The sequence below is a fragment of the Enterococcus sp. LJL90 genome, from assembly GCF_056924355.1.
This window is the reverse complement of sequence record NZ_JBXPBQ010000002.1, coordinates 529,280-541,311: the sequence shown is the minus strand read 5'-3', so window position 1 is coordinate 541,311 and position 12,032 is coordinate 529,280. Positions and strand designations below refer to the sequence as shown.

General features: G+C 41.5%; 10 protein-coding genes and 1 pseudogene. 7 read left to right on the top strand and 4 right to left on the bottom strand.

Annotated elements, in window-relative coordinates:
• Positions 1–7 precede the first annotated feature (7 nt).
• Positions 8–939: pseudogene (gene arcC, locus AC1Z3S_RS07480) on the top strand (carbamate kinase).
• An 85-nt stretch (positions 940–1,024) separates the two neighbouring features.
• On the opposite strand, the gene AC1Z3S_RS07475 reads toward arcC, so the two are convergent.
• Both AC1Z3S_RS07475 and AC1Z3S_RS07470 read right to left on the bottom strand, forming a co-directional pair.
• Positions 1,025–1,498, bottom strand: a complete 474-nt coding sequence (locus AC1Z3S_RS07475) for a TspO/MBR family protein (RefSeq protein WP_461737429.1) — start codon at positions 1,496–1,498, stop codon at positions 1,025–1,027.
• A 62-nt stretch (positions 1,499–1,560) separates the two neighbouring features.
• Positions 1,561–2,463, bottom strand: coding sequence for a diacylglycerol/lipid kinase family protein (locus AC1Z3S_RS07470; RefSeq protein WP_461739829.1), 903 nt, complete (start codon positions 2,461–2,463; stop codon positions 1,561–1,563).
• A gap of 279 nt (positions 2,464–2,742) precedes the next feature.
• Between AC1Z3S_RS07470 and AC1Z3S_RS07465 the strand changes: the two genes are divergently transcribed.
• The 6 genes from AC1Z3S_RS07465 (at position 2,743) to AC1Z3S_RS07440 (ending at position 10,477) form a co-directional block, all read left to right on the top strand.
• Entirely contained in the window at positions 2,743–3,750 is a 1,008-nt protein-coding gene (locus tag AC1Z3S_RS07465; protein ID WP_461739828.1) for an aldo/keto reductase, read from the top strand.
• A 149-nt stretch (positions 3,751–3,899) separates the two neighbouring features.
• Positions 3,900–4,880 carry an aldo/keto reductase gene (locus AC1Z3S_RS07460; RefSeq protein ID WP_461739827.1) on the top strand — a complete coding sequence of 327 codons (981 nt, stop codon included), beginning with the start codon at positions 3,900–3,902 and terminating at the stop codon, positions 4,878–4,880.
• A 155-nt stretch (positions 4,881–5,035) separates the two neighbouring features.
• Positions 5,036–5,929 carry a MurR/RpiR family transcriptional regulator gene (locus AC1Z3S_RS07455; RefSeq protein ID WP_461739826.1) on the top strand — a complete coding sequence of 298 codons (894 nt, stop codon included), beginning with the start codon at positions 5,036–5,038 and terminating at the stop codon, positions 5,927–5,929.
• A 175-nt stretch (positions 5,930–6,104) separates the two neighbouring features.
• Entirely contained in the window at positions 6,105–7,946 is a 1,842-nt protein-coding gene (locus AC1Z3S_RS07450) for a beta-glucoside-specific PTS transporter subunit IIABC (protein WP_461739825.1), read from the top strand.
• Positions 7,947–7,969: 23 nt separating this feature from the next.
• Positions 7,970–9,433, top strand: coding sequence for a 6-phospho-beta-glucosidase (locus AC1Z3S_RS07445; protein WP_461739824.1), 1,464 nt, complete (start codon positions 7,970–7,972; stop codon positions 9,431–9,433).
• 30 nt (positions 9,434–9,463) lie between these two features.
• On the top strand, positions 9,464–10,477 hold the full coding sequence (locus AC1Z3S_RS07440; protein ID WP_461739823.1) for an aldo/keto reductase: 1,014 nt from the start codon (positions 9,464–9,466) through the stop codon (positions 10,475–10,477).
• 86 nt (positions 10,478–10,563) lie between these two features.
• Here the strand turns inward: AC1Z3S_RS07440 and AC1Z3S_RS07435 are convergent, their stop codons facing one another.
• Both AC1Z3S_RS07435 and AC1Z3S_RS07430 read right to left on the bottom strand, forming a co-directional pair.
• Positions 10,564–11,373: an MBL fold metallo-hydrolase gene (locus AC1Z3S_RS07435; protein ID WP_461739822.1), complete on the bottom strand. Its 810-nt coding sequence runs from the start codon at positions 11,371–11,373 to the stop codon at positions 10,564–10,566.
• Entirely contained in the window at positions 11,374–11,952 is a 579-nt protein-coding gene (locus tag AC1Z3S_RS07430) for a histidine phosphatase family protein (protein ID WP_461739821.1), read from the bottom strand.
• Between the last annotated feature and the right edge of the window lie 80 nt (positions 11,953–12,032).

Here is a 12,032-nt window from a genome sequence, read left to right as displayed (position 1 = left end):
GAATAATATGGCAAAAGTAGTAATTGCTTTAGGCGGCAATGCATTAGGGAATTCAGCGAACGAGCAATTGACTAAGGCTGAATTGGCGGCTAAATCCATCGCCGATTTAATTAGTGCCGGCCATCAGGTAGTCATCGCCCATGGCAATGGTCCACAGGTGGGACAAATTCGTTTGGCTCTGAAAAATTCGATGCAGCTGAACCGGAAAAAATAATGCCTTTTCCAGAATGTACAGCAATGAGCCAAGGTTACATCGGCTATCATTTGCAACAAGCGATTGATGAGGAGTTGGTCAGCCGCGGCTTCCAAAACATTCCAGTCATCTCCATGTTGACACAAGTTGTAGTCGATCCCAATGACCCGGCTTTTTCAAATCCTACAAAGCCGATTGGCGGCTATTATTCAGAAGCGGAAGCCAAAAAAATAATGGCTGAAAGTCAAGATGTTTATAAAGAAGATGCCGGTCGTGGCTGGCGCCGGGTCGTTGCATCGCCAAAACCGGTTGATATCTATGAAAAAGTTAGTTTAAAAACTTTAGTAGAGGCCGGACAAGTTGTGATTGCCTGTGGCGGTGGGGGTATTCCAGTTGAATATAAAGGAACTCGCTATCAAGGTGTTGAGGCGGTAATTGACAAAGATTTTGCCGCAGCGAAAATGGCGGCTCTGATTGACGCCGATATTTTCATTATCTTAACTGCTGTCGACCATGTCTTTGTCAACTTTGGCCAAGAAAATCAAAAAGCATTAATTGAGGAACCTGTCTCAACGATACAACACTATATTGCGGAAAACCAATTTGCCCCTGGTAGCATGCTGCCTAAGGTGGAAGCTGCCATTAATTTTGCCGAATCAAAAAAGGGCCGCAAAGCGATTATCGCTTCTTTGGAAAAAGCGACAGAAGCGATTGCCGGTGCTAGTGGAACAGTGATTGTCAATTAACCCAAAAACCTATTTAAAGTTCCGGCTTTTCACCGGGCTTTAAATAGGTTTTTAGTATTTAGCAAAGAATTTAAAAACAAATCTGTTAGTTGACTAAGGCAAAGCCGATATTTAAATATGTGGCAAATAAAATCCACACCAGATAAGGGACTAATAAATAAGCCGCCCACTTGGAAATCCGCCGATAATAAATAATTTGGCATAAGACGAGTAAGTCCAAGGCTAGAATATTAAAAATCGCCAAAAACATTTGATCGCCGCCGAAGAAAACCAAGCTCCATGTGAAATTTAATAAAAGTTGTAGGCCATAAATTCCATAGGCAAACGTCTTAGTCGAGCGTTTTGCCGGAGTGATGATAATCAAAAATAGTGAAAGCCCCATTAAAAAATATAAAATCGGCCAGACGATGCCAAAAAGTGAGCCTGGCGGTGAAAGGGGAATTTGATTAAAGGATTCATACATGCCGCGGATGTCTCCGGCTAAAAGTCCTGATAAGCTACCAACTAATTCTGTCCCAACAACGGCTGCCAGTAAAATCAGCCATCTTTTCTTGTTCATGTTAACGCCTCCTTGTTTTTCTTTAGTCTAGCAGAAGTTGGCGAAAAGAGTGGGTTAACTGATTAGGACAAATCATTTACTGGACAATAAACTTCTAAGTGTGCCGGTAGGAGTTTTAAATGAATTGGCAGCTTCAAACCACCATCACCATCAACATTGACGGGTAGCTGCTGGTGATCGGTTAAAGAAATTTCAGCCTCGGTAAAGGTGCGATAACTTAATTTGGCACCATCTTCTGTGACGCCCATCAGCAGTTGCGGAGCAGAACGAATCATGTCTAATTTATTTTGATCTTCTAAGTAAATCATATGAAATTTTCCGTCATCAACTTTCGCATCAGGAAATAAATTTTCGAAGCCCCCCATCGAATTGGTCAAACCAATCATCACGGTACTCCCGACAAAAATTTCCTGCTGACCGTCAATGACCATCTGGAATTCATGGGGCTCATTTTTAATAAAACTTTTAGCACCAGCAACGAAATAAGCCAGGCTGCCCAATTTAGTTTTTTCCTCAACGCTGACATTGTTCACCGCCTCAGAAATATCGCCCAATGCAACGGAATTCATAAAATAGCTGTCATTGATTTTTCCGACATCTAATGGCCGTGGTTGATAATCGACGACCTCTTGAATCGCTTGTTCCGGTTCTAGCGAAATCCCTAAGGCTCGCGCTAAGTCATTGACGGTGCCCAAAGGAAAAAAACCAAATTTTGGTGGCTGCTCAGCGCCCGCCAAGCCGCTGATTGTTTCGTTGACACTGCCGTCGCCCCCCATAACGAAAACAGCATCCACGTTTTCATCGACGGCGGTTTTCGCAAATTTTGTCGCATCACCATCGCCAGTCGTTTCTTTAGTTACGACCTCTGTAAACATTTTTTGCAAACTTTCTTGCGCCATTTTTTTGTACTCTGCGGCTTTTTCACCGCCTGAACTTGGATTGACAATTAATAAAACTTTAGTCATGTGATGACCTCCTTAAATGATTTACTCTAAGGATAGCATGGATTCTTTTAAGGGTAAGCTTATTTGATTTTAAAAAAAAATAGTATGCGAACTTTTTGACAGCATTTGACTGAATAAATTCAACTTTATGTGAAGAAAAAAATTCGTAATGCTGAGCGTCATCTCACTATTTACTTACATGCCTGAAAAGCATAGGTGACATTTTAAAGAGTATTAGACAAATATTTTTATAACTTGTACTCTTAAATAGAGTGTAAAATTTAGGAGGCGACTTATTTAATGGAAAAAAGAAAAATCGGCAGTTTAACAGTAGCGCCAATTGGCATGGGCTGTATGGGCTTTTCCCACGGCTACGGTGCAGTACCTGATGAAGATTACGCAATTGCGGCTATTCAAAAAGCCTATGAATTTGGCTGTGATTTTTTTGACACAGCAGAAGCTTACGGAAAAGAAATGTTTTTTGCGGGTCATAATGAGCAGCTCTTAGGCAAAGCAGTTAAAGATTTTCGTAACGAGGTCGTCCTGGCTACTAAATTGCATATTGACGAAAATGAGCTGACGGCTGAAAAAAATTTATCCCAAGTCATTCGGGAACACCTGCAACAATCGTTAAAAAATTTACAGACAGACTATGTCGACTTATACTATCTCCACCGCATCAATGAAGCGATTGCTTTAGAGGATGTCGCAGTGGTGATGGGGGAATTAATTGCCGAAGGTTTAATCAAAGAATGGGGGCTGTCACAGGTTTCAGCGGAAACTTTAGCCAAAGCTCATGCAGTCACACCGGTGGCCGCTGTTCAAAATTTGTATTCAATGCTGGAGCGGGATGCTGAGATAGATATTTTTCCCTACTGCTTAGCAAATGGGATCACAGTGGTACCATTTTCACCGATTGCCAGTGGTTTTTTGTCGGGAAAAGTGACCAGTGAAACCAGGTTTGAAGGCGACGATGTGCGCAAATTTGTGCCCCAGCTTTCTAAAGAAAATATTGCTGCCAATCAACCGGTCTTGGAAATTTTAAAGCGCTTTGCAACAGAAAAAAAAGCGACGAATGCGCAAATCTCATTAGCTTGGATGCTCCACAAATATCCGAATGTCGTGCCGATTCCCGGTTCAAAAAATCAAGAGCGCATTTTAGAAAATCTAGCGGCTTGGAATGTAACACTAACTGAAGAAGAATTTAGCGCTTTAGAAGCAGCTCTTGATAAAATCACTGTTCATGGTCATCGGGGCCATGTTGAATCGCAACAGGCAAGTTTTGGCCAACAGTGGTCTAAAAAATAAGAAGATGCACAGGTTTTAATGCGGCAGTCTATTGAACCAAAAAACGTCAAATGCCTTTTAAGCATAGTGAAGTTTGCTAGAGAAGTATTGGACGAAAAAAAGGCCCAGCAGTAAACTTAATGGGTAAATAATTTTAAAGGAGCGGTCTTATGGAGTATACAAAATTAGGAAATACTGGTTTAGATGTCTCAAAAATATGTTTGGGAGCAATGAGTTTTGGCGATCCAGTCAATTGGTTTCACAAATGGGTGCTGGAAGAAGATGCCAGCCGGCCGATTATCAAAGGCGCGTTGGATTTAGGCATTAACTTTTTTGACACGGCCAATGTGTATTCAATTGGCCGCAGCGAAGAAATCTTAGGTGCCGCCCTAAAGGATTACGCTGACCGGGATAAAATTGTTTTGGCCACCAAGGTTCATCAAAAAATGTTTGATGGGCCAAACGGCGGCGGGCTGTCCCGCAAGCATATTATGTCGCAAATTGACCAAAGCTTAAAACGCCTGCAAACAGATTATGTCGATTTGTATATCATTCACCGCTGGGATTATACAACACCTATTGAAGAAACAATGGAGGCCTTGCATGATGTAGTCAAAGCCGGTAAAGCCCGTTATATCGGCGCGTCGGCTATGCACGCTTTTCAATTTCAAGCTGCCAATAATGTTGCTGAAAAAAATGGCTGGACGCAATTTGTTTCAATGCAAAACCATTTGAATTTAATTTACCGGGAAGAAGAGCGGGAGATGATTCCTTATTGTGAATCAAAAGGAATTGCACTGACACCTTATAGTCCGCTGGCTTCCGGCAGATTGGCCCGCAATAATAACGAGACTTCTAAACGTTTAGAAACAGATGATACGGCGCGTTCTAAATATGATAAAACTGCTGAACAAGACCAGCTGATTATTGATCGCGTTGGAGAATTAGCAGAGCGCTATGGTGTTAGCCGTGTCGAAATTTCTTTAAGTTGGCTCTTTAGTAAACCAACTTTAGCAGCCCCAGTAATTGGTGCTACCAAATCATCCCATGTTGAAACCGCAGTGAAGGCTGTCGATATGAAATTAACACCAGCCGACATCGCTTATCTAGAAGAACCTTATCTGCCTCATTCAATCGTCGGCTTTAACTAATAGCATGTCTGCAAAAGGACTGTGAGAGTATAAGTTTTATCACAGCAGTAACTAAAGTCTTGTCTACCGTCTCAAAATTTGTCGGCTATGGACAATAGAGAAAAGTTACTGCTGCTGAAACTTAGGTCTCCAGTCTTTTTTTAAGGAGTGAGAAAATGTATTTATTTCAAAAAATAGAAGATGCGGCCTTTAAAGAAAACGATGCCCGCCGTTCGATTGGCGAATTTCTTTTGGAAAATAAAGACCAGCTGGCGAATCTGACAATGCAGGAAATCGCCCAGCGAACTTTTTCCTCTAAGCCGACCTTGGTGCGCTTTGCCAAATATTTTGGCTATTCCGGCTGGCGGGAATTTATTTACGCCTTCACCCATGAAGTTGCCAGTTTAGAATTAAGCGCCAGTGACAGTGTCGATCCTAATCTACCCTTTAACGAAAATTCTGAGACCTTGGAAATCATTGAAAACATTGCCAATTTAAAAATGCAAAGCCTGCAAGAAACAGTAGCCCTTTTTGAAGAAGAGGATTTAAATACGGCGGCGGCTTTAATTAACCAAGCCGAAAATTTAGTGATTTATGGGGCGAGTCCCAATTCTTATTACGGCGAATTGTTTCGCCGAAAACTACTTTCCATCCAAAAAAAAGCCTTTATGGCCCGCCCCAGTGAAATGGGGCTGATTTCCCACTCACTGACTCCTGCTGATTGCGGCTTAATCATTTCTTATTCTGGCAATAGCCCAGAAAAAGATCCCATCAGCAGTGTCAAAATTTTAAAGCGCAACGGGGTGCCGATTATCGGCTTAACTAGCGGCGGTCAAAATTATTTGCGGGATTATGCGACAGTGGTATTAAATATTTCTAGTCGGGAAAAGCTCTATTCTAAAATTACCAACTTTGCGACGGAAGAATCAATTATGCTAGTCCTAGATGTGTTATACGGAAAAGTTTTTGCTTTGGATTACCAAAAAAATCTTGCAATCAAAATTAATAATGCCAAAGATTTGGAATCAGAACGGGCGAGTAATTTTAAAGCGATGCAGGAGGATTTTTAAACCGCCTCAAAAGATGGAATAAATTTCATAAAAAAACGGGTTTTGAGAACTTTCTCGAAACCCGTTTCGTTGTTGCTGGAAACTATTGGAAGCGTTAACTTTCCGTGTTAATCTTCTGCTATAGAACTAGTTCAAACGTTGAAAAGTTTTTGCGGGACTTGAAAGGAGCCTCTTTATGAGTAAAAAATACCAAGCATTAGCCAAAGAAATTATCCAGGATTTAGGCGGCAAAGAAAATATTAGTGACGCCTATCATTGCCAAACCCGATTGCGGTTTAAAATCAAAGACGAAAACCAAGTGCAGACAAAAGCCCTTGAAAATTTGGATGGAGTGGCAAAATATCTTGTCAGCGGTGGGGTCCATCAAGTGGTGATTGGCACCCATGTGAAAGAGGTCTTTGAAGAAGTCGAAAAAGATATCGATGTCAGTGGTCCTGTTGAAAATGGCGAGAAAAAAGGTATCTTAAATACAATCATCGAATTTGTTTCCGGTACGTTTCAGCCGGTTATTCCAGCTTTATCCGGTGCGGGGATGGTTAAAGCGGTTTTGGCCTTGCTAGTTGTTTTTAATCTCACTACTACGGATTCACAAACCTATTATTTATTAAATCTTTTTGCTGATGGCGTCTTTTATTTCTTGCCAATGCTGCTAGCCTTTACCGAAGCGCAGAAATTAAAATCAAATCCGATTTTAGCAGTGGCGGTGGCAGCGATGATGATGCATCCCAATTGGGCCAGTTTAGTCGCCGCGGGGGAGCCCGTGCAACTTTTTAATATTATTCCTTTTTCTTTAGCAACTTATTCCAGCACGGTTATTCCAATTTTAATTATTGTATTTGGACAATCCTATGTTGAAAAAGCTTTGAATCGTGTGATACCAAAATCAGTCGAATTGGTTTTTGTGCCGCTGTTAACCTTTTTAATTATGGGAACGCTAGCTTTTTCAGTTTTAGGTCCTATCGGCAGTGTCTTGGGTGGCTACTTAGCCAGCTTCTTTACTTTCTTAAGCGTCAACGCCAGCTGGGTACCAGCAGTATTAATCGGTGGCTTTTTACCAATCATGGTGATGTTTGGTCTGCATAATGGGGTTGCGCCTCTAGGCATGATGCAAATGGCAGAATTAGGCTACGATAGTATTTTTGGTCCCGGTTGTGTTTGTTCCAATATAGCTCAAGCAACAGCTTCAGCCGTGGTGGCCTTTAGAACAAAAGATAAAAAATTGCGGCAGATTGCCACTTCCGGTTCAATCACTGCCTATATGGGCATTACCGAGCCGACCTTGTATGGCGTTAATTTACCGAAAAAATATCCGTTAGTAGCGGCAATGATTGGTGGCGGATTGGGCGGCTTGTATGCCGGCTTAACCAACACCCATCGTTTTGCTACCGGTTCGTCTGGTTTACCCGCCGTTTTACTTTATATTGGTGACAACACGATGACTTTTTTCTGGAATATTATTATCGCCTTAATTATTTCAGCTGCGGTGACGGCGGTGTTAACTTATGTTTTAAGTTTTAAATTTGAAGACACGACGATTCCAGAGGTCAAAGAGATTATTTTAGAAGATATTTCCATGGTTAGCCCGCTTAAAGGAAAGATTATTCCTTTAAGTGAAGTAAAAGATCAAGTTTTCGCTTCAGAAGCCTTAGGTAAAGGCTTCGCTGTTGAGGCAAGTGTGGGGGAAGTTTTAGCGCCCTTTGATGGCAAAGTCGTGACAATTTTCCCAACAAAACATGCAATCGGTTTGGAATCTGATACTGGCGTCGAAGTTTTAATTCACGTTGGCTTAGATACGGTGGAGTTAAACGGTCAATTTTTTGAAACCTTTGTTGAAGATGGTCAACGAGTTACAAAGGGGCAGCTGTTGTCGACTTTTGACATTGAAAAAATTACAGCCGCTGGTTACAGCACTCAAGTGCCGGTTGTAATCACCAACACACCGCAATATTCAACCATTGAACCGTTAGTAGCCGGTCCGACCACTTGTAACGAAGATGTTTTGGCAATTAAAGTCTAAGAATAATACTGGAGGAATTTTCAATGTCTTTACCTAAGAATTTTTTATGGGGCGGCGCAACGGCTGCTAATCAAGCCGAGGGGAGCGTCCTTGAAGACAATCGCGGCTTGTCAAATATTGACATGCTGCCCCTTGGTGCTGACCGTAAAGCGGTCGGTTTGGGGGAATTAAAAATGTTAGCGTGGGATGATGAGCATTATTATCCCGCTCAAAAGGCGATTGACATGTATCAGCGCTATCTAGATGATATTCAATTATTTGCGGAAATGGGTTTCAAAGTTTATCGGATGTCGCTATCTTGGACTAGAATTTTTCCTAATGGTGACGATGCCGAGCCCAACGAAGCCGGCCTGCTGTTTTACGAAAATATTTTCAAGGAACTAAGAAAGCACCAGATTGAACCATTAGTAACAATTGCCCATTTTGATGTGCCGTTGGCTTTGATTAAAAAATACGGCGCTTGGCGAGACCGTCAGATGATCGAGGCTTATGTGAACTATGCCCAAACTGTTCTGACTCGCTATAAAGGTCTGGTAAAATATTGGCTGACCATCAATGAAATTAACATCTTATTGCACCAACCCTTTGTCGGCGGCGGTTTAGTTTTTGAAACAGGGGAGAACCAAGAAGAAATTAAATACCAAGCTGCCCATCATCAGTTAGTTGCGAGTGCCTTAGTGACTAAAAAGGCCCACGAAATTGATTCAGAAAATTTGGTAGGCTGCATGTTAGCAGGGGGCAATAATTATCCTTATACGTGCCGTCCAGAAGATTATCAAGAAGCCATCAATCGCGACCGTGAAGGGTATTTCTTTATTGATGTGCAAGCACGAGGCAAATACCCCAATTATGCCTTAAAGCGTTTTGAACGCTTGGGCTTAAAAATTGAGATGGCCCCAGAAGATTCGAAAATTTTAGCCAGCGCACCAGTTGATTTTGTGTCGTTTTCTTATTATTCTTCCCGAACCGTCAGTGCCCACGAAGAGGATTATGAACAAACCACCGGCAATATTTACGGCACGATTAAAAATCCTCATTTAACAAATACTGAATGGGGCTGGCAAATTGATCCACTAGGTCTGCGTAATTCTTTAAACCAGCTCTACGATCGCTATCAAAAGCCACTCTTTATTGTTGAAAATGGCTTGGGGGCCGTTGACACCCCCAATGCTGACGGTTTTGTTGAAGATGATTACCGCATCGATTATTTAAGACAGCATATCCAAGCCTTCACCGATGCGGTCACAATCGATGGCATTGAACTAATCGGTTACACAACTTGGGGCTGTATCGATTTAATTGCCGCTTCAACCGGGCAGATGAGCAAACGCTATGGCTTTATTTATGTCGATTGCGACAATCAAGGCAATGGCAGCTTTGCCAGAAGCCGAAAAAAATCTTTTTATTGGTACAAGCAAGTCATTGAAACCAACGGAGAAAATTTGGCAACAATTGAAATGGCAGCACCAAGTTCAGTCAAGAGCTAAAATTAATTTTAACTATCAAAAAAATTATTTATGGAAAGCCAACTTGAAGGAGGGAGAAATTCGCAAACAAGAATGTTAGGTAATGATCATTTTCTTTCATCAGCCATTGGGTTTGGCTGCATGGGATTGAACCACCATCGTGGCGTTGTTAAATCAGCAAAAGAAGTCAAAGCAATTTTAGATCAAGCCCTTGATGCTGGCTATACGATGTTTGATACTGCGGAAGTATATGGGCCGTATACAAATGAGGAACTTGTGGGACAAGCTTTAAAGGACAAACGCAATCAGCTACAAATTGCCACAAAAGGCGGCTTTCAAATTGATGGCTTGAAAAATTGGCCAGACAGCCGCCCTGAATCCTTGAGAAAATCGCTTGAGGGTTCCTTAAGAAGATTGCAAACTGAGACCATTGATTTGTATTACATTCACCGAGTTGATCCTCATGTTCCAATCGAGGAAGTTGCTTTTACCATGCAGCAATTTAAAAAAGAAGGGAAAATCAAACATTGGGGACTTTCTGAGGCCAACGGGGAAACAATTCGACGCGCCCATAAAATTGAGCCCTTGACAGCCATTCAAAGCGAATACTCAATTTGGTGGCGTGATTTGGAAAAAGAAATTTTTCCAATCTTAGAGGAGCTGTCGATTGGTTTAGTAGCCTATAGTCCATTAGGCAGAGGTTACCTTTCTGGTAAAGTCACGGCTGCATCGATTGCTGCGAAAAATGATAATCGCAAAGAGCTACCCCGCTTCACTGAAGAAGCGTTAGAAGCTAATCAAAAATTATTAGACCTCTTGACAATAATTGCTCAGGAAAAAGCTGCCAGCTTGGCCCAGATTGTGATTGCTTGGATTTTAGCTCAAAAACCGTGGATTATTCCGATTCCTGGCACCACAAATAACGAGCGTGTCCAAGAAAATGCCCAGGCTGCAACAATTTCTTTTACAGCAGAAGAATTGAGCAAGCTGAATCAAGCACTCGCTGCGATTACAATTGTCGGAGACCGCTATCCCCAAAGTGAAAAAGAACGAACAGGCAAGTAATTCTACAAATTTAATAGTTGAGTCACGAAAAAATCCCCATCTTCGCTAGTTTTTTTAAATCTAGCAGAGGATGAGGATTTTATTTTTTACTGATGAGAGACTAATGAAAAAGCTTCTCCAGCCGCCAACACCCGAATTCGTTCGGGATTTGTGACGACTGGAAATAAATCATCAGGGTTACCGTTAAAGACATCTTTATCAAAGGCGTCAACAGTACCCCAATGGCTTAAGAGTAAATCAGCATGGGAATAAGTGTTGGCTAGTTTCACAGCGTTCTCAAAACCAATATGCCAGCTGTTATCTGAAAAATCAAAAAGAATTGCATCCGGTTCAGGTAGAGTCAATTGCTCTGGCAGCAATCTTGAATCTCCGGGAATAAAAAGTGAACCATCAATAGTTTTTAGATAAAAACCACAAAAATCTTCAAACTGAAAGACCCGATCGAATTTTGTCGTGTCATTTTGCCATGCATGATCAGCCGGTGTGACTTCGACTTCAATATTGTTGACCTTAAAATGGTCATGAAGATCGTGACCGCTAGCTGGCCCGCCAATTTTTTCTGTAAATAATTCGGCGACATATTTTGGTCCATGGACAGCCGGCTTTAATCTTTTTAATTTTGTTAACGTGGGCACACTAAAATGATCGTTATCAGAATGAGTTAAGAGCACTGCATCCAGTTGAGGAATTTCTGCGGCATTCAAAGGCATATCAATTAAAAGCGGAATGTCAAAGCCCTCAAGCACTGGGTCTACTAGAATGGTCGTCCCTCTGCCGTTTATCAATAAACCAGAATTTCCCAACCAGTACAAAGTGGTTCCCTCTTGCTTGTTAAAAGCCTTTGTTGGAATCGGCTGTGTCTTATTTGGAATGGCTTGGCCCTTTTGATTTTTCATCTATTTTAAATTCCTTTCTGTTGATGGATTAATGGTTTCAATATAAGTGAAGCCTTCTTCGTGGTAGGCAAATTTTATATAGCCGCAATTTGCCAGCTGCAAAGGTTGCTGACCCAAAGGATAAAATTGTTGTAAAAAATAAAAAATAGCACCATTGTGGGAGACGACTAAAGCCTTTTCTTGAGTCTCTTCCATAATAGAAGTCAATTCTTTACGCATTCTCTGACGCACTTCCTCCGCTGATTCTCCACCAAACTGTTCATAAAAATGCTCATAATTTTCCGGTCCCACTGGTTGCAGTCGCGTACTTTCCCCTTCAAAGCTACCGAAATTCATTTCTTTGAGATTTTTCCGGCGGCTATAAGACTCATCCGTGATTATTTCAAGTGTATCACAGGCTCGTTCCTGCGTTGAAGAAAAATAATGGTCAAAAGTGATATTATGCTGAGTTAAATAAAGTTTAGCTTGCAAGGCTTGTGTTTTACCAGCTTCCGTTAACGGAGAATCACACCAGCCTTGAATTTTGTGCAGCTGATTAAATAAAGTTTCACCATGGCGCATTAGGTATAAATATTTCATTGTGGCCTCCAAAGTTTTTCTTAAGTGTACAACTTAAAGGCCACTGGAAGTCAAGAGGGGATTTGTGAAATGATGTTAGT

Excerpts from the sequence above, each read along its gene's own strand:
- AC1Z3S_RS07440 (WP_461739823.1), top strand. The coding sequence starts at position 9,464 with ATGGAAAGCCAACTTGAAGGAGGGAGAAATTCGCAAACAAGAATGTTA.
- AC1Z3S_RS07445 (WP_461739824.1), top strand. The coding sequence starts at position 7,970 with ATGTCTTTACCTAAGAATTTTTTATGGGGCGGCGCAACGGCTGCTAAT.
- AC1Z3S_RS07430 (WP_461739821.1), bottom strand. The coding sequence starts at position 11,952 with ATGAAATATTTATACCTAATGCGCCATGGTGAAACTTTATTTAATCAG.
- AC1Z3S_RS07470 (WP_461739829.1), bottom strand. The coding sequence starts at position 2,463 with ATGACTAAAGTTTTATTAATTGTCAATCCAAGTTCAGGCGGTGAAAAA.
- AC1Z3S_RS07460 (WP_461739827.1), top strand. The coding sequence starts at position 3,900 with ATGGAGTATACAAAATTAGGAAATACTGGTTTAGATGTCTCAAAAATA.
- AC1Z3S_RS07450 (WP_461739825.1), top strand. The coding sequence starts at position 6,105 with ATGAGTAAAAAATACCAAGCATTAGCCAAAGAAATTATCCAGGATTTA.
- AC1Z3S_RS07475 (WP_461737429.1), bottom strand. The coding sequence starts at position 1,498 with ATGAACAAGAAAAGATGGCTGATTTTACTGGCAGCCGTTGTTGGGACA.
- AC1Z3S_RS07455 (WP_461739826.1), top strand. The coding sequence starts at position 5,036 with ATGTATTTATTTCAAAAAATAGAAGATGCGGCCTTTAAAGAAAACGAT.
- AC1Z3S_RS07435 (WP_461739822.1), bottom strand. The coding sequence starts at position 11,373 with ATGAAAAATCAAAAGGGCCAAGCCATTCCAAATAAGACACAGCCGATT.
- AC1Z3S_RS07465 (WP_461739828.1), top strand. The coding sequence starts at position 2,743 with ATGGAAAAAAGAAAAATCGGCAGTTTAACAGTAGCGCCAATTGGCATG.